Here is a 24,133-nt window from a genome sequence, read left to right as displayed (position 1 = left end):
ACGGGTACGCACGGCACCCTGTCAGCGGAGCCCCGGTGGTGGGACCCTGGAGTTGCCAGCGGTCTGACGATTCAGCGATCTCCTGTGTGCCTGACGGGTGAGGAGTTCCGCAGTGCTGCGTATCGCCGTGGTCGGCTCCGGGCCGAGCGGGGTCTACACCGCCCAGAGTCTGGTCCAGCGGGAGCCCGGGGCGCTGGTCGACGTCCTGGACCGGCTCCCGTGCCCGTACGGCCTGGTGCGCTACGGCGTGGCGCCGGACCACGAGAAGATCAAGTCGCTGCAGAACAACCTGCGGACGGTACTGGAGCACGAGCGGGTGCGGTTCCTCGGCGGGGTACAGGTGGGGCCCGGTGGGCTGACGACCGCACGACTGCGGGAGCTCTACGACGCGGTCGTGTACTGCGTGGGTGCGGCCACCGACCGTCACCTGGGGATTCCCGGCGAGGAGCTGCCGGGCAGCTGGTCGGCGACCGAGTTCGTGTCCTGGTACAGCGCCCATCCGGACTCCACCGCCGACGGTTTCGTGCTCGGCGCACGCTCGGCCGTCGTCATCGGCGTGGGCAATGTCGCGGTGGACGTCACGCGGATACTGGCGCGCGGCACGGCCGAGCTGAGCGGCACCGACATACCGCAGGCGGCGCTCACCGCGCTGGCCGCGAGCGGCGTGACGGACATCCACATGGTCGGCCGGCGCGGCCCTTCACAGGCCCGCTTCACCACCAAGGAGCTGCGCGAACTCGGCGGCCTGCCGGACACCGAAGTGGTTGTGGATCCAGCCGAGTTGGCGCTCGACCCGGACTCCCTGGACCCCGCCGCCCTGCCCGCCGCGCAACGCCGCAACGTGGAGACGCTGCGCGCCTGGGCGGCCCTGCCACCCTCGGGCGCGGCACGCCGTATCCACCTCCGCTTCTTCCTCCGCCCCGTCGAACTCCTCGCGGACGCAGGGCGGGTGGGCGCGGCGCGCTTCGAACGGACCGCGCCGGACGGGCGGGGCGGAGTGCTGGGCAGGGGTCAACTGGTGGACATCGAGGCCCAGTTGGTGCTGCGTTCGGTGGGCTATCGCGGGGTTCCGTTGGACGGGCTGCCGTTCGACGCCGAACTCGGTGTCGTGCCGCACCGGGCGGGCCGCGTCCTGCGTGAGGGAGTGCCCGTACCCGGCGAGTACGTGGCCGGCTGGATCAAGCGGGGCCCGACCGGCGTCATCGGCACCAACCGCCCCGACGCCAAGGAGACGGTGACGTCCCTGCTGGAGGACGCCGCCACGCTCGTACGACATGAGGCGTCCGAAGACCCGCTCACCGCGCTGCGCGCCGAGGGGATCGAGCCGGTCGAGTGGGCCGGGTGGGAGGCCATCGAGCGGGCCGAGGCCGAGCTGGGGGCCTCGCTCGGGCGGGGCGGTGTGGTGAAACTGCCTGGCTGGGAGGCCCTTCGGGAGGCGGTGCGTGCGTCGCGCGCATAACGGATGGGCATGACACACGGCGGCAACACCTCAGAAATCAACAAACTGTTCAAGGCGCTTACGGTCTCGTGCTGTCCACATGTTCCTCCCCTCCCCCTTCTCCCCTCTCCGCCGCTCAGGAGTGCCCATGGCAACGACCACACCCGTGCATCCCGTCGACGAGGTCCCACCCGTACGGCAGTTGGCCGCCTTCGGGCTGCAGCATGTGCTCGCGATGTACGCGGGCGCGGTGGCGGTGCCGCTGATCGTCGGCGGGGCGATGAAGCTGTCGGCCGCCGATCTGGCGTATCTGATCACCGCCGACCTGCTGGTGTGCGGTATCGCGACGCTCATCCAGTGCGTCGGCTTCTGGCGGTTCGGGGTACGGCTGCCGATCATGCAGGGCTGTACGTTCGCGGCCGTGTCGCCGATGGTGCTGATCGGTACGACGGGCGGCGGACTGCCCGCGATCTATGGCTCCGTGATCGTCGCGGGGCTCGCCATCGCGCTGCTGGCACCGGTGTTCGGCAAGCTGCTGCGCTTCTTCCCGCCGCTCGTGACCGGCACGGTGATCCTGATCATCGGTCTGTCGTTGCTGCCCGCGGCGGGCAACTGGGCGGCGGGCGGCCAGGGTTCAAAAGACTTCGGCGAGCCGAAGAACCTCGCTCTCGCGGCCTTCGTCCTCGTGGTCGTCCTGGGTGTGCAGCGGTTCGCGCCCGCGTTCCTGAGCCGGATCGCGGTGCTGATCGGCATGGCCGTGGGGCTGGTGGCCGCGGTGGTGTTCGGGTTCACGGACTTCGGCGGGGTCGGGGACGCCGACTGGGTCGGCATCAGCACCCCGTTTCACTTCGGAACTCCTACCTTCCACGCCTCGGCGATCGTGTCGATGCTGGTGGTGGCGCTGGTGACGATGACCGAGACGACCGGTGACCTGATCGCGGTGGGCGAGATGACCGACCGCGGGATCGAGCCGCGCTCCCTCGCGGACGGCCTGCGCGCCGACGGCCTCTCCACCGTCCTCGGCGGCGTCTTCAACACCTTCCCGTACACGGCGTACGCCCAGAACGTCGGCCTCGTCGGCATGACCCGGGTCCGCAGCCGCTGGGTCGTCGCCGTCGCCGGTGGCATCCTCGTGGCCCTCGGTCTGCTGCCCAAGCTCGGCGCGGTCGTCGCGGCCATACCAGCACCGGTGCTCGGCGGCGCGGGCCTGGTCATGTTCGGCACGGTCGCCGCGAGCGGCATCCGCACCCTGACCCAGGTCGACTTCAAGGACAACCACAACCTCACCGTCGTCGCCGTCTCGGTGGCCGTGGGCATGCTGCCGGTCGGTGTGCCGACCGTGTACGCGCAGTTCCCGGACTGGTTCCAGACGGTGATGAACAGCGGCATCAGCGCGGGCTGCCTGACGGCGATCGTGCTGAACCTGGTCTTCAACCACCTTCCGGTGAAGGGCAGTTCAGCCGCGGCCCCCACCTCCGCGAAGGAGCCGGTCGTCTAACGCAGCAGTCCGGCGGGGACCGTCGCGGCCAGGACGCTGTACCCCGCCGGATTGAGATGCAGCCAGTCGCCCACCTGGAGGGACTCCAACAGGCGCCGCGGGTCGGCCGGATCGCGTACGGCACGGTCGAAGTCGAGCACCGCGTCGAAGTGCCCGCTCGTCCGGATCCACGTGTTGACGGTCCGGCGGGAGAGCTCGCGCTCGCCCGCCGGGTCGTCGTAGGTGTTACCGCCGAAGGGGAGCAGGGTCGCGCCGTAGACGCGGATGCCCTGCGCGTGGGCGCGGACGACGATCTGGTCGTAGGCGGCCAACAGGTCTTCTGTCAACCGGTGTTGGGCTGCGCGGGTCGCGTCCGCGGTGCCGATGTCGTTGACGCCCTCGAAGACGATGAGGCGGGTGACTCCGCTGCGGGAGAGGACGTCGCGGTCGAGGCGGGCGAGGACGTTGGGGCCGAGACCGTCGTTGAGGACCCGGTTTCCGCCCGCCGCCTGGTTCAGGATCGCTACGGCGGCGGTGGCGGGGTGGGCGCGGAGGCGGTCGTAGAGCTGGTCGGGCCAGCGGTCGTTGGCGTTGGTCGTGGAGCCGCGGCCGTCGGTGAGCGAGTCGCCCAGGATCGCCACGGCCGTGGTGGTGCGCGGGGTCAACACCTCGACGTCGCTCAGCAGATACCAGTGGTCGACCGGGGTCGCACCGGGCAGGTCCTCGTCCTGCGTGTGGTCTCCGAGTCGGAGATACGACGTCGTGCGCGAGCCCGGATGCGAGGTGAGCGCGAGTGACGGCTGGCCCGTCGCCAGGTAGGTCGTCACGGTCAGGACGGATGCGGCGGGCAGGTCCAAGTCCAGCGGATCCGAGACCAGTTGGGCACCGACCGGCACGGTCGCCGACCCGCGCCCGGCGAACGTCACCGGCCTGCCGCTGCCGGGCACGATCGCGCTCGCGCCCGCCCTGCCGTCCTTCGGGAGCGCCATCGTCACGGCGGTGAGCGGCAGCGGGGTGTCGCCGTAGGCGTTGGAGAAGCGCAGGCGCAGCGTCCGGCCTCCGGTAGTGACGCGGAGCGTCTGTCGGAGCGTGGTGTCGACCAGGACCGATCCGGTCCCGGTGAACGGCGCGGGCGGCAGGTTGCCGGGCTCGGTGAGCTGGGGCATCGCCGTCCAGGTGTTCACCCAGTGCGAGCCGGTGCGTGTCGAACTCCCCTTGACACGCACCGAGTTGGGGGCGGACAGCGCCGAGGTCGCGGCGCCGATCACGGTCCGTCTCGTGAGGTGCACGGAATCCGCCTTCCTCGGGCAGGAGTTGGGGGCGAAGGGCGCCGGAGTACGGGTCAACCGACCGTGCAGGCGGTCCCGTTGAGGGTGTAGGCGGTGGGCGCGGCGCTGTTGCCGGTGTGGTTCGCCTGGTAGCCGATGGTCACGCTCGCGTTCGGGGCGATCGTGCCGTCGTACGACGCGTTGGTGGCCGTCACCGTGCCGGAGGCCGGGGCATAGGTCGCGCCCCAGCCGTTGGTGATGGTCTGGCCGGTGGGCAGGGTGAAGCCGAGCTGCCAGCCGTTCACCGTGCTGGTACCGGTGTTGGTGAGCGTCACGGAGGCGGTGAGGCCGGTGTTCCAGGCGCTGGTCGTGACCGTCACCCTGCAGGGGCCGGTCGAGGGCGGGGGCGTGGTGCCGCCGCCGGAGAGGCCGAAGAAGGTGAGGACGCGGGCGCCCATGCCATAGGTGTAGAGGTTGTGGGTGACGCCCTGGAGGCTGATCGCCTCGACGGGGGCCTGGTCACCGGTGGCGCCGTAGCGGGTGCGGGTCCAGCCGGTGGCCGGGGAGTCGGTGGCGGCCGGGGTCTGGCCGACGCCCAGCACGTTGGTCCACTGTTTGATCTCCTCGCCGAAGTTGGGGTAGCGCAGGGTGTCGTCGGCGGTGCCGTGCCAGAGCTGCATCCGGGGGCGGGGGCCGGTGTAGCCGGGGTCGGCGCCGCGCACCAAGTCGCCCCACTGCTGCGGGGTTTGGACGACGGTGCCGTTGGCGCAGGCAGTGTTCCACTCGGAGCCGTCGGTGGTGGCGAAGCAGCCGAACGGCACACCCGCGAAGGCGGCGCCGGCCGCGAAGACGTCGGGGTAGTCGCCGAGCAGGACGTTCGTCATCATCGCGCCGGAGGAGATGCCGAGGGCGTAGACGCGGCTCGGGTCGGCGGAGTAGGTGGTCTTCACCCAGTCGACCATGGACTTGATGCCGACCGGGTCGCTGCCGCCGTCGCGGTGCAGCGCCTGGGGTGAGGAGACGTCGAAGCACTTGCTGGCGCGGGTGACCGACGGGTAGACGACGATGAACCCCAACTGGTCGGCCAGCGAGGCGTATTCGGTGCCGGAGTACATCGCGGGGCCCGATCCCCCGCAGTAGTGTACGGCCACGACGACCGCCGGGTGGGCGGTGACGGCGGCCGGGACGTACACGTACATCTGCAGGTTGCTGGGGTTGGTGCCGAAGCCGGTGACCTCGGTGAGGGTCGCGGTGGGGACGGCCTCGGTGCGGGCGGCGGCCGGGGGTGCCAGCAGGGTCAGTGCCGCGAGCAACGGCACCAGCGCTCCGAAGAGAGCGACGAGTACCGAACGCGGCTTCTTCCGGGCGGACTTGAGAGTGTTGTCGGCGGCTGTGGGGCGCACGTCATCGTCCCTTCCTGATCGCGGCTCGTGCGGCTCGTGCGGCGTCGTTCGAGGGAAACCATCGGCATCGTGACATGGACATGAGCCCCATGGAAGCGCTCCCACGCTCCGAATAGTTTCGCGCGGAGCGTTGACTAGAAAGCGCTTGCACCCTACGTTCCGTTCAGAAGTGTGACCGCGCGGTCCTTCATGGCGTACATCGTTCACGTATCCGATCACCCATGCCCTCCCGAAGGGACGCACCCGCATGCGTACTCGAAGATCAGCTCTGGCGGCGGTCGCTCTCGCCGCGACGGCCGCGCTCTCGCTCCCCCACTCCGCCGCCGCGGCCGACACCTCGCCGGTCGGCTTCGGCGCCGGCACGACCGGCGGCGGCAGCGCCACGGCGGTCACGGTGTCGACGCTGGACGCCTTCAAGTCGGCGGTCACCGGGAGCACTTCGAAGGTGGTGAAGGTCAACGGCCTGATCTCGCTGAGCGGTCAGGTGGACATCGGGTCCAACACGACGGTCCTGGGCGTGGGTTCGGCGTCCGGGTTCACCGGTGGCGGGCTGCGCCTGAAGAAGGTGACGAACGTCGTCGTACGCAACCTGAACATCAGCAAGCCGGTCGCGCCCGCCGACGGCATCACCGTGCAGGCCTCGACGAAGGTGTGGATCGACCACAACGCCTTCTCGTCCGACCTCGACCACGGCAAGGACTACTACGACGGCCTGCTCGACATCACGCACGCTTCCGACTACGTCACCGTCTCCTGGAACACCTTCAAGAACCACTACAAGGGCTCGCTCGTGGGCCACAGCGACAACAACGCGAGCGAGGACACCGGGCATCTGCGGGTGACGTACCACCACAACTGGTTCGACCAGGTCAACTCCCGTATCCCCAGCCTGCGTTTCGGCACCGGGCACTTCTACGACAACTACGTCGTCGGCGCCGAGACGGCCGTGCACTCGCGCATGGGCGCCCAGATGTTCGTCCAGAACAACGTCTTCCGCGACACGGAGGTCGCCGTCACGACGAACCGGGACAGCGACGTGGACGGCTACGCCAACCTGAGCGGCAACGACCTCGGCGGAGCCGCCACCGAGATCTCGCAGGTCGGCACGTTCACCAGCCCGCCGTACAGCTACACCGCCGAGCCCGCCTCGACCGTCGTCGCCTCGGTGACGTCCGGCGCGGGCACCGGAAAACTCTGACCACTCCCCCACCTCGGAGAAGGAATCGGGACATGACTTCTTCCCTACGGCCACGCGTGCTGACCGGCGCGGTAACGGCCTTCGGCCTCTCGATTGGCATGATCATGGCATCCGGTGCGCTCTCGCCGGCCAGTGCCGCCACCTGGCCCACCGCGAGCGGCAGCCAGGCCGTCACCTCGACCATCTCGGTCTCGGGCACCAAGGACTACGGGATGCTGCGCCTGTACGGCAGCGGCGACCTGGGCACGGGCAGCCAGGACGAGGACCAGGGGCCCATCCTGGAACTGGCCCCGGGCGCCGTCGTCAAGAACGTCATCATCGGCTCCCCCGCCGCCGACGGCATCCACTGCCTGGGCGCCTGCACGCTGCAGAACGTGTGGTGGGAGGACGTCGGCGAGGACGCGGCGACCTTCCTGGGCTCCTCGTCGTCCAACGTGTACACCGTGAACGGCGGCGGCGCGAAGGAGGCCAGCGACAAGGTGTTCCAGTTCAACGGCGCCGGCACGCTGAACGTCTCCAACTTCGCGGCGCAGACCTTCGGTACGTTCGTGCGCTCCTGCGGCAACTGCAAGACCCAGTACAAGCGCACGATCAACCTCAACACCATCGAGGCGACGTACAAGGGCAGCCGGATCGTCGGCATCAACACCAACTACGGCGACAGCGCGACCCTGAAGGCCATCACGATCGTCGGGGACACCAGCAAGAAGATGATCCCCTGTCAGAAGTACATCGGGAACAACACGGGCGCGGAGCCGACCACCAACGGCACGGGCACGGACGGCACTTACTGCAAGTACGCGGCCTCGGACATCACGTACAAGTGAGCCCACCGCGGTGAAGGCGGCCGTGCCGGGCTCCTCGGGTCATCCCGGGTTTCCGAGCACGGCCGCGATCAACTCCCGCCGGTGGCCGGTGTATTCGGCGCGCAGGGTGGGGCCCGGCCAGTCGGCGGGCAGGAGTTCGGGAGGCAGGACCGGGTCGGCGAGCAAGTGGCGTACGACGGCGGCGAGTACGGTGAAACGGTCGGCCGGACGGTCGGCGGTGGCGGTGATCCGAGTGAGCAGCGCCTCGGCCGTCTTCGCCCAGGCCTCAAGTGGCCACAGGTTCGCGGCGAGTTCGCGGGCGGGCTCCTCGGGGCGGGTGGTGAAGTGCCGGGCCACCGCGCCGAGTTCGTCCGGTCGGGGTCGTAGCAGATTGGCCGGGCGGAGCCAGACGCCCTCGCGGAGTTCCGCGAGCCGCAGTGCGGTCAACTCCCCGCGCAGTTCGGCGCGTTCGGCGGGGCCGCGGCCGGTCGCGGTGACGACGGTCATCTCCCAGTCGCCGTCCCAGGGGCGGGTCTCGGGGTGTACGGCGATGTCCTGGCGGCGCTGGCGTTCCAGCAGACGGTCGCTGAGCCGGTAGACGGCGTCCGTGCTCCGCAGATCTCCGGCCGCGACCATCCGACTGAGCGCGGCCCGCAAGGTGGATCCGGCGACACCGAGCGGCTCGACGGCGCGCAGCAGATCCCGTACAGGCAGCTCGGGCGGATGCGTGCCCAGCAGCAGGCTGAGGACGACCGACCGCGCGGACAACGGGCGCAGATCCACCTCGCCGGGCCCTTCTGTCACGTTCATCCGCATGGCCTCGTACTCTACGGGGCGATCCTCGTGTTACATCATTGATGCGACCGCAGAGATAGTGCAACACTTCCCGTATGGCCCAGACACTCGCGCACACGCCGCCGCAGCCCCGGAACGCCACGCACGACGTCACCAACCAGCCCCCGCCCCTCACCCCGTACGACGCCTCCGAGGACACGGCCCTCCTTGAGGGGCTCCGCCGGGAAGGCGCCGGCTGGGCCGAGGAGGACGTACGGCGGCTCGGCCGGGCGGCGGGCAGTGCAGAAGCACAGGAGTGGGGTGAGCAGGCGAACCGGCACGAGCCGGAACTGCGCACGCACGACCGGTACGGCAACCGGATCGACGAGGTCGAGTTCCACCCGAGCTGGCACCGGCTGATGGGCGTCGCCGTCGCCGAGGGGTTGGCGGGCGCGCCCTGGGCTGACGAGCGCCCCGGTGCCCATGTGGCCCGTACGGCAGGCGGGTTGGTGTGGGGACACACCGAGGCGGGCCATGGATGCCCGACGTCGATGACGTACGCCGCCGTTCCCGCGCTGCGCGCCCAGCCCGAACTGGCCGCGGTCTACGAGCCGTTGCTCACCAGCCGGGTGTACGAACCGGGCCTGCGCGTCCCGACCGAGAAGCGCGGGCTGCTGGCCGGGATGGGGATGACGGAGAAGCAGGGCGGCTCGGACGTCCGCACGAACACCACGACGGCCACCCCGACCGCCGAACCCGGCGTGTACACCCTGCGTGGCCACAAGTGGTTCACGTCGGCGCCGATGTGCGACGTGTTCCTGGTGCTGGCGCAGGCTCCGAGCGGGCTGTCGTGCTTCCTGGTGCCGCGTGTTTTGCCCGACGGCAGCCGCAACGTGTTCCGTATCCAGCGGCTGAAGGACAAGCTGGGCAACCGGTCCAACGCGTCCTCGGAGCCGGAGTTCGACGGAACCGTGGCCTGGCTGGTCGGGCCCGAGGGCCGCGGCGTCAAGACCATCATCGAGATGGTCAACTGCACCCGTCTGGACTGCGTGATGATGTCGGCGACACTGATGCGCAAGACGCTCGTCGAGGCGGGCCACCATGTGCGCCACCGCGGTGCGTTCGGCGCGCGACTGCTCGAACAGCCGCTGATGCGCAATGTGTTGGCCGATCTGGCGCTGGAGTCGGAGGCCGCGACGACCCTCACGCTGCGGCTGGCGGGCGCGGCGGACCGTGCGGTGCGCGGGGACGACGCCGAGTCCGCGTTCCGCCGGATCGCCACCGCCGTGGGCAAGTACTGGGTCACCAAGCGCGGTCCGGCCTTCACGGCGGAGGCCCTGGAGTGCCTCGGCGGCAACGGCTATGTCGAGGACTCGGGCATGCCCCGGCACTATCGCGAGGCTCCTCTCCTCTCCATCTGGGAGGGCTCAGGGAACGTCAACGCCCTGGACGTACTAAGGGCGTTGAGCCGAGACCCCGGCCCGGCGGAGGCCCTGTTCTCCGAACTCGCCCTGGCGCGGGGCGCGGACGCCCGCCTGGACGCGGCGGTGAGCCGGTTGCGGAGCGCGTTGAACGAGGCGACCGAGACCGGCGCACGGCGCCTCGTCGAGCAGATGGCGCTCACCCTCCAGGCGTCCCTCCTCGTACGACACGCCCCGGCCGCGGTCGCCGACGCCTTCTGCGCGACCCGGCTGGGCGGCGACTGGGGACACTCCTTCGGCACACTCCCCGGCTCCGCCGACCTCGGCGCGATCCTCTCCCGCGCCCTGCCCGACGGAGACTGACCCTCGGTCACCTCTCGATTCCGTTTCGTTGTCAGTGGCGTGGTGCAGACTCGCGATCAGTTGGCACTTCGTCTGGGGAGGGCAACGTGTTCACGGGGATCGACGAGGTCGACTGGGCCTCGCTGCGCCATGCGTACGGCAGTGCCGAGGACGTGCCCGAACTGCTCAGGGGACTGGCTTCCACGGACCCCGCCGAGCGGGCGAGCGCGCTCGACGGGATGTACGGCGCGGTGCACCACGAGGGGTCGGTGTACGACTCGACACTCGCCTGCGTTCCGTTTCTGTTCGCGCTCGCCACTGACGAGGAGGTCGCGGAGCGGGGCGAGTTGGTGGAACTCCTGGTCAGCATCGGGCGGGGTCACGGATCGGCCGAGGCTGTCCTCGTGGCGGGGGCCGAGGCCTTCGTCGCGCTAGCCGACGACCGGGATTCCTGCGTACGCCGGGCCGCCGCCGAGGGGCTGGTCCGGTTCCTCGATCAACCCACGCGCGTGCTGGGCCTGTTACGGCAGCGGATCACCGCCGAGCGGGACGACCGGGTGCTGCTCGCCCTCGTCGAGAGCCTCGGTCTGTTCGTACGGCGGTATCCGGCCCACGCCGCCGAGGCGCTGGACACTCTGCTGGCACTCGGCGTTCCGCCGTACGACCCGGGGCTACGGCTCGCCGCACTCGGCCAACTCGCGTGCTGCGCACCGGATCTGCTCCCCGCCGACCTGGTCCCGACGGTCGTGGACCTGCTCGGGGAGCGGTCCGAGCAGCGTCGGTCGGGCCTCCGTGCGCAGGACTACATCGACGGCCCGGACACCCTCGCCGGGCGGTTACGGCGGCTTCGCCCCTCGGACGAGGAGGGCGCCCAGCTCGTGCGCACGCTGCACACCGCGCTCGGCGGGCGGGTGGCCGACCGGATCGCCCTGCTGGAAGGGCAGTTGACCGCTCCGGACCCCACCGACCGGTGCAACGGGGTGTGGATGTCGGCCGGGCTGTTCCGCGAGTGGCGGGGCGACCACTCGGCACTCGTCGCGCTGGTCGGTGAGCAACTGGGCACGGAGGCCTACCGGTTGCGCGATGCCGCGTCGTCGGTGCTGGGAGAACTCTTCCACCTGGCCGCGTCGGCCGCCGATCACCTGCACGCGCTCGTGATCGCGCGCCCCGAACTGTGGACGCAGCGCTGGGAGCGTGGGGCGCCGGCCCTGGGCTGCGCGCTCAAATCCCTTGCCCGCAGCGGCGATCCGCGGGCGACACCGGTACTCGCCGAGGTGCTCGCGGGACCGGTCGTACCCGACGACCTGGGACGGGTGATCGTCCACCTGGGCCGCTCGGCCGCACCGCTGGCCCCGGCGTTGCGGTACCGGCTCGGCCGTGTGCCTCTCGACTCCCCGGAGACGTCCGCCCGTGCCCTGCCACTGCTGTCCGCGCTGACCGCGCTCGCCGACCGGGAGGCCGTACCGGAGGTGCTGCGCCTGGTGCGCGGGATGCCGGACGGGGTGCGGTCCAGGCAGCGGGTCGTGGGGTCGGCGGTCCGGGCGCTCGACGCGTTCGGGGTCGTGGCGGAGGGTGTCGTACCGGTGCTGCGCGGGCTGTTGGAGTCCGAGTGTGCGGGTGTCGCGGCGGGCGCGTTGTGGTCGGTGGAGGGGGATGTGTCGGCCGTACTGCCGTCCCTGTTGCGGGAGTTGGCGGGTTCGGACGGGCAGCGGCGCCGGGTGGCCGCGGAGGTACTGGCGCGGGTCGGGGTGTCCGCCCGGGTCGCGTCGGACGGGCTGGCGCGGATGGTCGAGGCGGATTGCGCGGAGGAGCGGGTCACGGGGGCCCAGGCGCTGTGGCGGGTGACCGGGGATACGGAGAGGGTGCTTCCGGTGCTGCGGTCGGCTTGGACCGGGCATCCGCGTGTGCGGGGCGCTGTCGCCGCGTGCCTGGTCGGGATGGGGGCTGCCGGGGCGCCCCTGCGCGACCTTGCGGAGGCGGAACTCGCCGCTCCGCGACGGCATTTGGCGCGGGCGGGCGGGCACGGGAGCCAGGACGTTCTGGCGGACGAACGGCTGTTGGGGATGTGCCGGGAGGTGGTTGCGGGCGGTTGTGCCGAGGACGGCAGGGAGGGGTGACCGGCATGACGAGGGCCCCTGCGTCGATCCGTGTGCCAGGGGCGCTCATGTCATGCCGGGCGGGCAGCCCGTCTCGCTCAGCCCGTCTTACGGCTCCACAGCGGGCCGAAGCGTGCCCACTCCTCGTCCCACTGGTCCATGCGTCGGCGTTCCAGCCGGATCCGGAGGGCGCGTGCTCCGATGAAGGGGACGGCTGCCGCGCCCATTCCCAGCAGGGTGCCGATCAGTGCGGCCCGCAGCTGGGCCTGGGACACGGAGGCGGGCTTGGTGACCAGATGGCCCTGCGGGTCGGTCCAGATGGTCACCGGAGTGCCGATGCCGCTGCCGGAGGGAACACGGATCTGGCCGGTGTGCGAGGAGCCGTCCACGGCCGTCCAGCGGACCTTCGCCCAGACCAGCTCGCTGTTCGTTCTCCCGGAGTTCGCCGGGGAGGGGCCGGGCGCGTCCTGGGTCACCAGTGCCACCACCGGTTTCCACTCGACGCGCTCCTGGGCCAGTTCATGTTCGACGGACCGGGTGGCCGTCAGACCGACCAGCACGCCTGCCAGAACGGTGATCAACCAGGCACCGAGCACGATCCACGACTCCACCGCATCGGCGCGGCGCTTGAGCGGATTGCGCCGCCACCGCCACAGCCACACCTTCGGACCTCGGAACGCCATCGAAGGCATCCTCCTCATGAACGCACTGATACGCCGAACCGCCCTCCCATACGGGAGACGTCTCCTCGATGCTCACGACGAATACCCCGACTCGACGGTCCCATGGTTGACGAGGTGCGCGCGGGGTTTTCGCGAGAGGTGTTCCCGGGATCTGTCCTTCGGGCTGGGAACAGGGTCCTGACCTGCGGTGACGTCGGTTCCGGGGGTGACTGTCAGTGGTGGGGTGCAGACTGGCTGGTGAGGGGGGCGAAGTGGCCAAAAACGCGGTGGAGGTGATCGTCATGACCGAGGTGCTGCTCGCGGTGGGCACGCGAAAAGGCCTGTTCATCGGGCGCAGGCGGGGTGGAGTCTGGGAGTTCGACGAGAGTCCGTACTTCAACGCGCAGGCGCTGTATTCGGTCGCTGTCGACACGAGGGGCCACATGCCGAGACTGCTGGCCGGTGGTGACAGTGCTCACTGGGGTCCCTCGGTGTTCCACTCCGACGACCTGGGGCGTACCTGGGTCGAGCCGGAGCGACCGGCCGTCAAGTTCCCGAAGGACACGGGGGCTTCACTGGAGCGGGTGTGGCAGCTGCACCCGGCCGCGGCTGAACCCGAGGTGGTGTACGCGGGCACGGAACCGGCCGCGTTGTACCGCTCCGAGGACCGCGGCGAGAGCTTCGACCTCGTCCGTCCCCTCTGGGAGCACCCCACCCGCTCGCGCTGGGTGCCGGGCGGCGGTGGGGAGGGGCTGCACACCGTCCTCACCGACGAGCGCGACCCGAAGGCCGTGACGGTCGCCGTCTCGACCGCCGGAGTCTTCCGCACACGTGACGGGGGCGCGAGCTGGGAGCCGTCCAACTCCGGTGTCTCCGCGGTGTTCCTGCCGGATCCCAACCCGGAGTTCGGGCAGTGCGTGCACAAGATCGCGCAGGACGCGGCGACCCCGGACCGGCTGTATCTGCAGAACCACTGGGGGGTGTACCGGAGCGACGACGCGGGCGCGCACTGGACGGACATCGGCGAGGGGCTGCCGTCCACGTTCGGCTTCGCGGCGGTGGCCCATCCCCATCGCGGCGACACCGCCTATGTGTTCCCGATCAACGCGGACGCGGACCGGGTGCCCGCCGGACACCGCTGCCGGGTCTTCCGTACGGCCGACGCGGGCGGAAGCTGGGAGCCGCTGTCGGCGGGACTGCCGGCCGAGGACCACTACGGCACGGTGTTGCGCGACGCGATGTGCACGGACGGCGCGGACCCGGCGGGCGTGTACTTCGGCAACCGCAACGGCGAGGTGTACGCGTCGGACGACGACGGGGACAGCTGGCGGCAGTTGGCGTCCCATCTCCCCGATGTGCTGTGCGTGCGCGCCGCGGTGATCGCATGAGGACGACAACTCCCCCGCGCACGACGCCGGCGAACTCCGGGACCGGGGCTGCCTTTTGGGCAACTGCCTTATGGGGAGGCTTCGTTCACGCGGGCGCACAGTCCGGTCGTTCTCGGTCGGGCTCGGACGACCGGTTGATCGTCGAGCCGTGTACGGCAGTAGGGTGACGCCCGTGGCACCACGACCGTTGCATGAGATTGTCGAACCGGGCTGGGCGAAAGCCCTGGAACCCGTGGCCGGACGCGTCGCCGAAATGGGGGACTTCCTGCGCGCGGAGATCGCCGCCGGGCGCACCTATCTACCGGCCGGGCCGAATGTCCTGCGGGCCTTCCAGCAGCCCTTCGACGAGGTCCGCGTCCTGATCGTCGGACAGGATCCGTACCCGACCCCGGGGCACGCCGTGGGGCTGTCGTTCTCGGTGGCCCCCGAGGTACGTCCGCTGCCGCCGAGCCTGCTCAACATCTACCGGGAGCTGAACACGGACCTGGGGCTGCCCCAGCCGTCCAACGGTGATCTGACGCCGTGGAGTCAGCAGGGGGTGCTGCTGCTCAACAGGGCGCTGACCACGGCCCCGCGCAGTCCGGCCGCGCATCGCGGCAAGGGCTGGGAGGAGGTCACCGAGCAGGCGATACGGGCGCTGGCCGGGCGCGGCAAGCCGCTGGTGTCGATCCTGTGGGGCCGCGACGCCCGCAATCTGCGCCCCCTCCTCGGCGACCTGCCCGCGGTGGAGTCCTCCCACCCGTCCCCGATGTCGGCCGACCGCGGCTTCTTCGGTTCCCGCCCCTTCAGCCGCGCCAACGACCTGCTGGTCCGGCAGGGAGGACAACCGGTGGACTGGCGCCTGCCGTGACGGGTCCGGGGGACGACGGTTCGGACGGGGCGGCGGCTGCGCCGGGGGCTTCGAGCGGGCCGGACTCCCTTGGCGGGACCGTCGAGGCCAGAGGCAGCAGCGAAGGGACTTCGGGTGGACCGGTGTCCTCCGGAGAATCCGCAGGGGCCAGACCTGGCGCTGAGGCGACCTCGGACGGGCCCTTGCCCTTGGTCAGGGCTGGCGCTCCGGACGCGCCGGTGTCCTCCGGTGGCACCGCGAGGGCTGGCGCCGCGGCCGGGAGTTCGTCAGCTGGACTTCGAGGGCCGGTTCCCTCTGCGACGCCCTCCGCACCGGATGCCGGCGTCGGGTTTCTCGCCGTGGACTCCGGAGGCTCCGGGCTGCGGGTCGTCGTAGGGAAAGTCGGGCGGCCGGTGTCCGTGGCGGTCGCGTCCGGGGAGCCGGTGCGGACCGGTGCGCGGGGTATCGACGCCGGGCATTTCATGGAGCAACTGGTGCCCATGGTGCGGGAGTTGGCCGGTGATGCCGGGCGCGCCGAGTGGGGTACGGCCGTCATCGGGGCCGCCGGGCTCGCCACCCTCGGGGACGGATTGCGGGAGGAGTTGCCGGGGGCGCTGGCGCGGGAGTTCGGGGTGCGGACGCTCGCGCTCGTCGCCGATGCCGTCACCGCCTATGTCGGTGCCCTCGGGGCGCGGCCCGGTGCCGTGGTCGCGGCCGGGACGGGACTCATCGCGGTCGGCACCGACCTCACCGGCTGGCGGCGGGCCGACGGTTGGGGGCATCTGCTGGGCGACTGCGGTGGCGGGGCGTGGATCGGGCGGACCGGGCTGGAGGCGGCGCTGCGGGCGTACGACGGGCGGGACGGCGGTTCCGAGCCTCTGCTGGCCTGCGCCGAGGAGCAGTTCGGGCTGGTGCCGGGACTGCCCGGCAAGCTCTATCCACGGCCGGATCGGCCCGCCGTACTGGCCTCCTTCGCGCCCCGTGTCGCCCAGTGCGCGCCGGACGATCCGGTGGCGGCGGGCATTCTGCGTGCCGCGGCCCGGCACATGGCCGAGTCGGCCGCCGCGGTCTGCCCGACGACCGGCGAGCCTCAGGTCGCCCTCACCGGTGGCCTGTTCCGGTTGGGCGACCCGCTCCTCGTACCGGTGCGCGAGGAGTTGGCGAAACGGCTGCCGCACGCCCGACCGGTCGCGGCGGCGGGCGATCCGCTCGACGGTGCCGTGCGGATCGCGCGCGACCTCGCGGCGGGTGCGCTCACTCTGCCGACCGACGGCGTGATGGTGCACGTGGTGGGCGTGGCGGGGCGAGGTGATCACTTCTGATCCGTGCGTAACTCATCAGACAAAACAGGACGGATACCGCTCACCTGCACCCTCCCCGAACAGGGGAGCCCAAGAAGCCAGTAACATGCCTCGCCATGAGCTCCCCCACTGGGCCCGCGTCCGGCCTGCCAGTACGAATGCCGCGACCTCGCCAGCCCGGGCGGCACCGCCGACCCGAGCCGCTGGCGGCTCCCGAGGGCGCGCCCGCGCTGGTGCTCGCCGTGCCGGGCACGCCCAGCGCCGCCACGCGCAGCCTCGCCGAGGAGGTCGTGAGCATCGCGCGCTCCGAGCTGCCCGGTCTCGACGGGCGCATCGGTTATCTCGACGGGGACGACGCCGAGTTCCCCACGCTGACGGCCGTGCTCGCGCACGCGGCCGAGGAGCGCACCGCCCGCTTCGAGCAGGCCAGGGCCGCCGGTGCCGACGTCAAGGAGCCGGACGGTCCCGTGGCCGTCGTCGTGCCGCTGCTCGCCGGTCCGGACAGCGCGCTGCTGCGCCAGGTCCGCCAGGCCGTCATGGACAGCCGGGTCGCGGCCGATCTGACCGATTCGCTCGGCCCGCACCCGCTGCTCGCCGAAGCGCTGCACGTACGGCTCTCCGAGGCGGGTCTTGCCCGTGCCGACCGGGCCAGGCTGTTCACCGTGGCGACCGCCGCGGACGGCATCATCCTCGCGTCCGTGGGCGGCGAGGAGGCCGTGCAGGCGGCCGGTATCACCGGCATGCTGCTCGCCGCGCGTCTCGCCGTGCCGGTGATGGCGGCGGCGCTGGACCAGGAAGGTTCGATCGCGGCCATCGCGGAGCAGCTGCGCGGGTCCGGATCGCAGCAGCTCGCGCTGGCGCCCTACCTGATCGGCCCCGAGATCGACCCGGGTCTGCTCCAGGCGGCGGCTGCCGAGGCCGGCTGCTCGGCCGCCGAGGCGCTCGGCCCGTACCCGGCGATCGGCAAGCTCGCGCTCTCCAAGTACACGACTGCGCTGGGTATCGCCCCGCCGCAGCAGCAGGGCGCCCCGGTCCGCTGACCCGATCCGGTCCGCACCGGCCTGTCCTGGCCTGGCACGTGTAACGCCGTAGCGCCGAAAGGGCCCCTCCTCACGCGGGAGCGGGCCCTTCGGCATGCCGTGGACACGGCCTGTGGGGTCAGTCGAACACCACGCAGGACGCGGCGGTCACGTCGATCGAGCCGGCGGGGCGCGGGATGCCGGTGGCGGGGTCGACGGCGAACCAGGTCACGTCGCCCGACCGCTCGTTCGCCACGTACAGGTAGCCGCCGGACTCGGTGAGCGCGCGCGGCCAGTGGCCCCCGCAGGGCACCGTCCCGACCAGGCGCAGCCCCTCCCCCTCGACGGCGAGCACGGACAGCACGTCCTCGCCGCGGGTCGCCGTCCAGACGAAGCGGCCGTCCGGCGAGGTCATGATGCCGGAGGGGTAGGCGGCGTCGCCCGCCGGTGCGCCCGGGAGCACCGGGGTCTCGGCCAGCGGCTTCAGTGCGCCGCTCTCGGCGTCCCAGCGGCAGGCGGTGACGGTCGGGGTGAGTTCGTTGAGGACGTAGGCGCGGTCGCCGTCGGGGTGGAAGGCGAGGTGGCGGGGGCCCGAGCCCGGCCTGAGGGCGATCTCACGGTGCAGTACGGGGCGTCCGTCGTCCAGTGTGCACACCAGCACGGAGTCGGTGCCGAGGTCGATACCGACGGCCCAACGGCCGCTGGGGTCGGGCTGGATCTGGTGGGCGTGCGGCCCCTGTTGGCGTCGTTCGTGCGGGCCCGAGCCGGTGTGCCGGAGCTGTCCGGAGGGCCGGTCCGCCAGTGTGCCGTCCGGGCGGACCGGGACGGCGGTGACGCTGCCGGAGCCGTAGTCGGCGGTCAGGACGTGCCCCGCGTACAGGCTGAGGTGGGTCGGTCCCGCGCTGCCGAGGCGCACCGGCGGGCCGAGCGGTTCGGGCTTGTCGCCGTTGACGCGGTACGCGGCCACCGCGCCCTCGTCCGTCTCGCTGACCGCGTAGAGGGTGTTCCCCTCGGGCGCCAGGGCCAGATACGAGGGGTCGGGGACGCCGTCGACACTGCTCAGAACGGTCAGCGCGCCGCTGTGCGCGTCCACGGACGCCGCGACGACACCAGGGCCGCCCGCCGCCGTGAACGACCCGATGAAGGCCCGCCGTTGCCGCCTGCCGCCGTCTGTCACCGCTGTCCCCTCTCGGTTCAGTGCTGTCCGGGGTGACGGTAGCAGTCGATCATGAGCGGTCTAGACCAAAGTGCCGAGTCCGTTCCGACGGGGCACGCCGGAGCGTCCGCGCAAGGGCTCGGCGAGTTCCGCGCGGGGCCGTGCCAGCCGCTACAGATGGGCCTACGCGGGTTGGCCGGACGGACGGGTCGCGCCTCGGCCGCCACCCCCGCCCGGTCGACGTGGCGACGAGCGGCGACATCACACCGCCGGCGAGGGCCTCGACCGCGCTCCCGACGCGGTGACCGGGCAGGCCCGGCGCGCGAGGCCCCCCTCACCGGGCCGAACCCACTTCAGGCCCCCACTAGCCCCGAACCCGACCGCACCCGCAGCGGACCCGCAAGTTCCGCGAGTGCTCGCTCCAGCCCGTGGAGGTGAGCCAGCGCGGGTTCCGCCGGCGGCCCGGCCGCGGTCGTCGTGAGCGGTGACGCCTCGCCGTCGGTGAGCGCCTCGACCGCGGTCTCGACGCGGTGGCAGGCGGCGGCGAGGCGGGTGTCGTGGGAGGCCTGCGGGTCGGCGGCCACCGTGGCCAGGCCGCGGATCTCGTGGGCGCAGTCGTCGAGCAGGGCCAGCACCCGGCGGGCGCGGCGCTTGCGGCCGAGCATCGGGTTCAGCGGGTGGACGAGGGGTGCGACGGAGAGCCGTACCCGGCCGAGGAGTTGTTCGAGTTCGGCGATGCGTGCGGCGGGATCGGCCCGGCCGGAGCCGGCGAGGCGGGCGGCGGCCTCGGCGGTGCAGGTGTGGACGCAGCGCAGGGCGCGTTGGATCCAGGCGTCCGTGGTGGTGTGGGTGGTCACCGGGAGCACCAGCAGGACGGCCAGTACGGCGCCGAGCGCGCCGACGCCGGTCTCCGCGAACCGCAGCGCCAGCAGGCCGGGGGTCAGGACACCGAGGAGGCCGTAGAGCAGCTCTGCCATCAAGGTCACCGAGAGCATCATCCACGTGTAGGAGACGGCTGCCGAGTAGAAGATCCCGAAGACGCAGGCGGCGACCAGGATCGCGGTGGGGACGGGGGCGCCGTGCACCGGTACGGCGATCAGCAGGCCCAGCGCGATGCCCAGGACCGTGCCGAGGACGCGGCGGAAGCCTCGGACCACGGTCTCGCCGCGCGAGGCGGTGTTGACGAAGATCCACCAGGTGGCGCCCACGGCCCAGTACCAGCGCTGGCCTGACACCAACTGGCCCACTACGAGGGCGAATCCGGCGCCCGCCGTCGCCTGGACGGCCTGTCGGGTGGTCACCCGGGCCAGGCCGCGACCGGTCGGCGGGGCGGGTACGGCGGGTGTGGGCAGTCGGCGTTCGTAGCACCAGAGGCCGAAGCGGACCGTCGCCGCGGTGAGCACGGAGAGGGCCACGGAGGCGTAGAGCGCGGGCAGTTGGGCGGTGGTCGCGTGCAGGAACTGGGCCACGAAGAAGGTCATGAACGCGAACACACCGAGGCTGTGGCCGCGCGGTCCCCAGCGGCGGGCGTAGACGCCGGCGCCGACGACGGCGAGGAAGGTGAGGTCGCGGGCGACGGGGTGAGTGTGCAGTTCGGCCGCTGCGGCGAGCACCGGGAGGCCCACGCAGGGCAGGAGCGCGGTGGTGACGGCCTGCCCGCGCACTGTGGCGTCCGTGACCGTGAACAGGGCGAGCAGCGCGGCGAGGCCGCCGGTCACGGCACCCGCGAGAGACTGTCCGGTCAGCCCGCAGACGACCACGGCAAGGCCGATACCGAGCACGGCCCGCGCGGCGAAACGCAACCGCGTCCGCCCCGGATCCGGAGCCACGAACACCCGCTTCAGCACTGCTTCCCCGCCCCTTGCGCACACCCACACGAAAAAGGCGCCGCGGAGGTCCGCAGCGCCATCGACGCACCCATCACAACATCACCCGGCAGGCCGGCTCAAGCGACCTCCGATTCACTGGACCATTGGCACAGCAAATTGCAATTGAGCCATTGGTACAGTCATGTGCCATGAGCGTGGACGAACTCGACACCCGCATCCTGCGACTGCTCCTGGAGCAGCCGCGCACCAGCGTGCGCGAGTACGCCCGTCTCCTCGGCGTCGCCCGGGGAACCCTCCAGGCCCGGCTGGACCGGATGGAGCGGGACGGCGTGATCACCGGTACGGGTCCCTTCCTGTCCCCCGCCGCCCTCGGCCACCCGGTGCTCGCGTTCGTGCACATCGAGGTCACCCAGGGGCGCCTCGACGAGGTGGGGGACGCGCTGGCCGCCGTACCGGAGATCGTGGAGGCGTTCTCGATCACGGGTGGCGGGGATCTGCTCACCCGGGTCGTGGCGCGGGACAACGGTCATCTCGAGGATGTGATCCAGCGGCTGATCAGCCTGCCGGGGGTGGTGCGCACGCGTACCGAGATGGTGTTGCGCGAGCGGGTACCGCACCGCCTGCTGCCGCTGGTGGAGTCGGTCGGCCGCGCGGCCGGCAAGTGACCCCTCGGCATCCCTTGGCATGCTGGTCGCATGAGCAACCTCGGCGGCCTCTCGGTCATCTTCGATCTCGACGGAACACTCGTGGACAGCGAGCCGAACTACTACGAAGCCACCCGGCAGACCCTCGCCGAGCACGGCGTCCCGGACTTCACCTGGGCGCAGCACGAGCGCTTCGTCGGCATCAGCACACAGGAGACCCTCGCCCTCCTCAAAGAGCGCCACGGCCTGAAGACGCCGGTGGGCGAGCTGCTCACGGAGACGAACAGCCGCTATCTGGCGCTGGCCCGGGCCGCCACGCACGCGTATCCGGAGATGCGGAAGTTCGTGGAGCTGCTGGCCGCCGAGGGAGTGCCGATGGCCGTGGCCTCGGGTTCGTCGCCGGAGGCGATCGAGGCGATCCTGTCGGGGACCGGGCTCGACACGGTGCTGCGGACGGTGGTGTCGGCGGACGAGGTCGCCCAGGGCAAGCCCGCGCCGGACGTCTTCCTGGAGGCCGCCCGCAGGCTCGGGGCGGCTCCGGCCGACTGTGTGGTCCTGGAGGACGCGGCTCCGGGCGCGGCGGCGGCGCACGCGGCCGGCATGCGCTGCATCGCGATCCCGTACGTGACCGCGCAGGCCGACGCCCCCGAGTTCGCCACGGCGGGGCTGCTGCTGCGGGGCGGCCAGGCGGAGTTCAGCGCGCGGGCGGCGTACGACTGGCTGGTCGGCTGACCCCCTGAAGACGTAAAACCCGAATGCGCCCGCTTGTTCGGTTCTGGGAGCATGCTGGAATGATCGACCGACTCGAACCGCTGGTCATCCGGCACACGCTCCGCGTCCCCACGCCCACGGGTCCCGTGGGTGAAGGCGCCACCGTCGCGCGGCAGTTCGACGCCGTGCTGCTGTCCGTGGGCTTCAAGCTCTCCCCGGAGCTGCTGGAACGACTGTCGGGGCTGTCCGGGGAGACGGTCGCCCGGATCGCCGGCCGCACCCTGCGGACCGTCCGCCAGATGGTCGGCGACCACGTACAGCACAACACGTACTTCATCAACTTCCCGGCCGACGTGCCCGACACCGTGGACTTCTGGATGGCGTGCGTCGCCGACGCGCTCTACGACGAGGAGACCTCGTCCGCGACGCTCAAGCAGTTGCGGTCCGGAGTGGTGAACCTGCTCGACCTGCCGACCTACGGCCGGTATCAGCACACGTACGCCGAAATGCTGGCCGCCCAGGACCAGTTGATCGCGGCGGCCGGCGACCGGATCACGGTGCTGCACCCGGGCGGCGACCTGGACGGTGAACTCACCGCCCTGTACCTGGCGTTGGCGGGCAGTGTCACACCGCTGAGCGAGGAGCACCTGCACGATCTGCGGGCGCTGGCCGAGCGGTGCGCCGACGGGCCGCAGCCCGAGGCGATCCCGGTCCGGGAGAACCGCGCGGTCGTCAACCAGGCCCGCCTCAAGGTCGGTTCGGGCCTGCTGCTGGACACCGTCACCGATGTGCTGCGGCTGGCCTGCGCGCTCTCGGACGGCGATGTGGCGCTGGCGGAGCCGACCCGCTTCCGGTCGCTGTCCCGGCCGGTGCGACGGGCGCTGCTCGCGGGGCTCGACTCGGTCGTCGCCGCGTCGCCCGCCAAGCTCGCCGACGTGGCCGCGCACCGCGAGGAGTGGAAGCGGCTCGGTGAGCGGCTGCACCCGCACGAGTACCCGCGGTGGCCGCACGCGGCCGACGTGTTCGCGGTCGCGCGGGGTGAGCTGAAGGCGCGGTCGTTCGACGGCCGGGTCGAGGAACTCCTCGCGGAGAACGATGTGTTGGGGGCGGTGAAGCTGCTGAAGTCCGCGCCCGGCAAGCTCTACCGCGCGCTGGACCGGCTGCTGCGCACCGCGCTCACGCAGGAGGAGCGGGACGCCGTGGTGGCCGCCGCCGAGGAGGTCGCGCCCGAGGTGTCCGGCCGGGTGGTGCTGTCGGTGCGCGAGCATCTGCACAACAGGGCCCGGGAGACCGGGGAGTTGCGGGTCTTCGTGAACCGGCGCGGCCGCGCCTGGGTGACCGACGACGAGCGGACGGTCGTGGGGCCGGAGGAGCGGGCGCGGCTGATCGCTGTGCTGGACGACGAGACGCGGCGTCGACTGCCTTCTCCGGAGCGGCTGTTGATCGATCCGGACGTGCTCGACGTGGCGCTGCCGCTGAGCGGGAAGGCGACGGCGGCCGGGCTCGGGGTGCTGCCGCGCGGGTCCGTGTCGCAGGTGGAGGGCGAGTTGCTGCGCTTCTTCGTGTACTGGAAGGAGTCCGAGGAGCGCACCGACTTCGATCTGTCGGCGCTGATGCTCAACGCGGACTACTCGACGAACACCTGGTTGTCGTACACCTCGCTCACCGACGTCGAGGGTGAGCACTCCGGTGACATCACCGAAGCGCCGGACGGGGCCTCGGAGTTCATCAATCTGCGGCTGGGTGCCGTGCGCGGGGCGTTCGTCGTGCCGCAGGTCAACATCTTCGCGGGCGAGGGCTTCGAGGAGGTCGAGGAGTCGTTCTTCGGGTTCATGCTGCGCGAGGGCGAGCAGCAGGGGCGGCCGTTCGAGCCGCGTACCGTGCGGATGAAGTCGGAGCTGCGCGGGACGGGGCGGGTCGCGCTGCCGCTGGTGTTCCTGCGCGGGGAGAACGGCCGTTGGCGGGCGAAGTGGCTGCACCTGTACCTCAAGGGCAGCCCGTCCGCGAACCGGGTGGAGGAGAACCGGTTGACGGTGGCGAACCTGCTGCGCGGCATCGTCGAGCGTGAGCAGCTCACGGTGTGGCATCTCGTCGAGCTGATGACCGGGGAGGCGACCGAGGTGACGCTGTGGGACGGCGGGACGGTGCCGGACGACGGTCCGGTGACCTACATCGGTCTGCGGCGCCCGGACGGGCTACCCGAGGGCTCGCGGATCGTGACCCTGGAAAATCTGCGCGACCTGATCCCCGCCTGACTGGTAGCGTCAGCCGTGGCGAGGCCATGAACGGACTTCCTTCTCATCTTCCTAATGAATTTAGTCCGCTCGCTTTCCTCGCCCTCGACGTCGCGTGAGGGGTGCCCCAGGGCACC

The 24,133-nt window shown here is 71.5% G+C and carries 19 protein-coding genes; 13 read left to right on the top strand and 6 right to left on the bottom strand.

From position 1 onward, the window contains the following. Positions 1 to 112: 112 nt before the first annotated feature. Both JHN45_RS06135 and JHN45_RS06130 read left to right on the top strand, forming a co-directional pair. The gene (locus JHN45_RS06135; protein ID WP_201048321.1) at positions 113 to 1,459 is read left to right on the top strand and encodes an FAD-dependent oxidoreductase; all 1,347 of its coding nucleotides are present in this window, start codon (positions 113 to 115) and stop codon (positions 1,457 to 1,459) included. A gap of 127 nt (positions 1,460 to 1,586) precedes the next feature. Continuing rightward, positions 1,587 to 2,936: a nucleobase:cation symporter-2 family protein gene (locus JHN45_RS06130; protein WP_201048320.1), complete on the top strand. Its 1,350-nt coding sequence runs from the start codon at positions 1,587 to 1,589 to the stop codon at positions 2,934 to 2,936. Here the strand turns inward: JHN45_RS06130 and JHN45_RS06125 are convergent. Beyond that, entirely contained in the window at positions 2,933 to 4,204 is a 1,272-nt protein-coding gene (locus JHN45_RS06125) for an SGNH/GDSL hydrolase family protein (protein ID WP_201048319.1), read from the bottom strand. The genes JHN45_RS06130 and JHN45_RS06125 overlap by 4 nt on opposite strands. A gap of 53 nt (positions 4,205 to 4,257) precedes the next feature. Then, positions 4,258 to 5,586, bottom strand: a complete 1,329-nt coding sequence (locus JHN45_RS06120) for a PHB depolymerase family esterase (RefSeq protein ID WP_201048318.1) — start codon at positions 5,584 to 5,586, stop codon at positions 4,258 to 4,260. 247 nt (positions 5,587 to 5,833) lie between these two features. On the opposite strand from JHN45_RS06120, the gene JHN45_RS06115 reads away from it, so the two are divergent. Both JHN45_RS06115 and JHN45_RS06110 read left to right on the top strand, forming a co-directional pair. Further along, complete coding sequence (locus JHN45_RS06115; RefSeq protein ID WP_200711482.1) at positions 5,834 to 6,784, top strand: polysaccharide lyase family 1 protein; 951 nt, start codon at positions 5,834 to 5,836, stop codon at positions 6,782 to 6,784. 32 nt (positions 6,785 to 6,816) lie between these two features. Further along, a complete protein-coding gene (locus tag JHN45_RS06110) occupies positions 6,817 to 7,611 on the top strand; it encodes a pectate lyase (RefSeq protein ID WP_201048317.1) in 795 nt (264 codons plus the stop codon). A 39-nt stretch (positions 7,612 to 7,650) separates the two neighbouring features. On the opposite strand, the gene JHN45_RS06105 is transcribed toward JHN45_RS06110, so the two are convergent. Further along, positions 7,651 to 8,406 (bottom strand): PaaX family transcriptional regulator C-terminal domain-containing protein, encoded by a 756-nt coding sequence (locus JHN45_RS06105; protein WP_200711480.1) that lies wholly within the window; start codon positions 8,404 to 8,406, stop codon positions 7,651 to 7,653. Positions 8,407 to 8,480: 74 nt separating this feature from the next. On the opposite strand from JHN45_RS06105, the gene JHN45_RS06100 reads away from it, so the two are divergent. Further along, positions 8,481 to 10,148 (top strand): acyl-CoA dehydrogenase family protein, encoded by a 1,668-nt coding sequence (locus JHN45_RS06100; RefSeq protein WP_201048316.1) that lies wholly within the window; start codon positions 8,481 to 8,483, stop codon positions 10,146 to 10,148. 86 nt (positions 10,149 to 10,234) lie between these two features. After that, entirely contained in the window at positions 10,235 to 12,244 is a 2,010-nt protein-coding gene (locus tag JHN45_RS06095) for a HEAT repeat domain-containing protein (protein ID WP_201048315.1), read from the top strand. Positions 12,245 to 12,321: 77 nt separating this feature from the next. Here JHN45_RS06095 and JHN45_RS06090 read toward each other — a convergent pair whose 3' ends face one another. Next, positions 12,322 to 12,906: a hypothetical protein gene (locus tag JHN45_RS06090; protein WP_200711150.1), complete on the bottom strand. Its 585-nt coding sequence runs from the start codon at positions 12,904 to 12,906 to the stop codon at positions 12,322 to 12,324. A gap of 215 nt (positions 12,907 to 13,121) precedes the next feature. On the opposite strand from JHN45_RS06090, the gene JHN45_RS06085 reads away from it, so the two are divergent. The 4 genes from JHN45_RS06085 (at position 13,122) to JHN45_RS06070 (ending at position 17,443) form a co-directional block, all read left to right on the top strand. Continuing rightward, positions 13,122 to 14,273, top strand: a complete 1,152-nt coding sequence (locus JHN45_RS06085) for a sialidase family protein (protein WP_200711151.1) — start codon at positions 13,122 to 13,124, stop codon at positions 14,271 to 14,273. Between the two features lie 172 nt (positions 14,274 to 14,445). Beyond that, on the top strand, positions 14,446 to 15,123 hold the full coding sequence (locus tag JHN45_RS06080) for a uracil-DNA glycosylase (RefSeq protein ID WP_200711152.1): 678 nt from the start codon (positions 14,446 to 14,448) through the stop codon (positions 15,121 to 15,123). A 338-nt stretch (positions 15,124 to 15,461) separates the two neighbouring features. Then, positions 15,462 to 16,424 carry an N-acetylglucosamine kinase gene (locus tag JHN45_RS06075; protein ID WP_201048314.1) on the top strand — a complete coding sequence of 321 codons (963 nt, stop codon included), beginning with the start codon at positions 15,462 to 15,464 and terminating at the stop codon, positions 16,422 to 16,424. Between the two features lie 95 nt (positions 16,425 to 16,519). After that, complete coding sequence (locus tag JHN45_RS06070) at positions 16,520 to 17,443, top strand: sirohydrochlorin chelatase (protein ID WP_200711154.1); 924 nt, start codon at positions 16,520 to 16,522, stop codon at positions 17,441 to 17,443. A gap of 118 nt (positions 17,444 to 17,561) precedes the next feature. Here JHN45_RS06070 and JHN45_RS06065 read toward each other — a convergent pair whose 3' ends face one another. Both JHN45_RS06065 and JHN45_RS06060 read right to left on the bottom strand, forming a co-directional pair. Beyond that, positions 17,562 to 18,599 carry a lactonase family protein gene (locus JHN45_RS06065; RefSeq protein WP_201048313.1) on the bottom strand — a complete coding sequence of 346 codons (1,038 nt, stop codon included), beginning with the start codon at positions 18,597 to 18,599 and terminating at the stop codon, positions 17,562 to 17,564. A gap of 332 nt (positions 18,600 to 18,931) precedes the next feature. Beyond that, on the bottom strand, positions 18,932 to 20,425 hold the full coding sequence (locus JHN45_RS06060; protein WP_201048312.1) for an FUSC family protein: 1,494 nt from the start codon (positions 20,423 to 20,425) through the stop codon (positions 18,932 to 18,934). Positions 20,426 to 20,595: 170 nt separating this feature from the next. Here JHN45_RS06060 and JHN45_RS06055 point away from each other — a divergent pair, with 170 nt between their 5' ends. The 3 genes from JHN45_RS06055 to JHN45_RS06045 are packed head-to-tail and all read left to right on the top strand — an operon-like array spanning position 20,596 to position 24,017. Beyond that, positions 20,596 to 21,072 carry an Lrp/AsnC family transcriptional regulator gene (locus JHN45_RS06055; protein WP_201048311.1) on the top strand — a complete coding sequence of 159 codons (477 nt, stop codon included), beginning with the start codon at positions 20,596 to 20,598 and terminating at the stop codon, positions 21,070 to 21,072. Positions 21,073 to 21,102: 30 nt separating this feature from the next. Then, positions 21,103 to 21,783: an HAD family phosphatase gene (locus JHN45_RS06050; RefSeq protein ID WP_201048310.1), complete on the top strand. Its 681-nt coding sequence runs from the start codon at positions 21,103 to 21,105 to the stop codon at positions 21,781 to 21,783. A gap of 59 nt (positions 21,784 to 21,842) precedes the next feature. Further along, positions 21,843 to 24,017, top strand: coding sequence for a TerD family protein (locus tag JHN45_RS06045; protein WP_201048309.1), 2,175 nt, complete (start codon positions 21,843 to 21,845; stop codon positions 24,015 to 24,017). Positions 24,018 to 24,133: the final 116 nt, after the last annotated feature.

Origin of the sequence: Streptomyces sp. MBT53 (assembly GCF_016654115.1) — a bacterium.
Lineage (GTDB): Bacteria > Actinomycetota > Actinomycetes > Streptomycetales > Streptomycetaceae > Streptomyces.
Note: the sequence above shows the minus strand (reverse complement) of the source record. Positions and strands in the feature narration are given on the sequence as shown.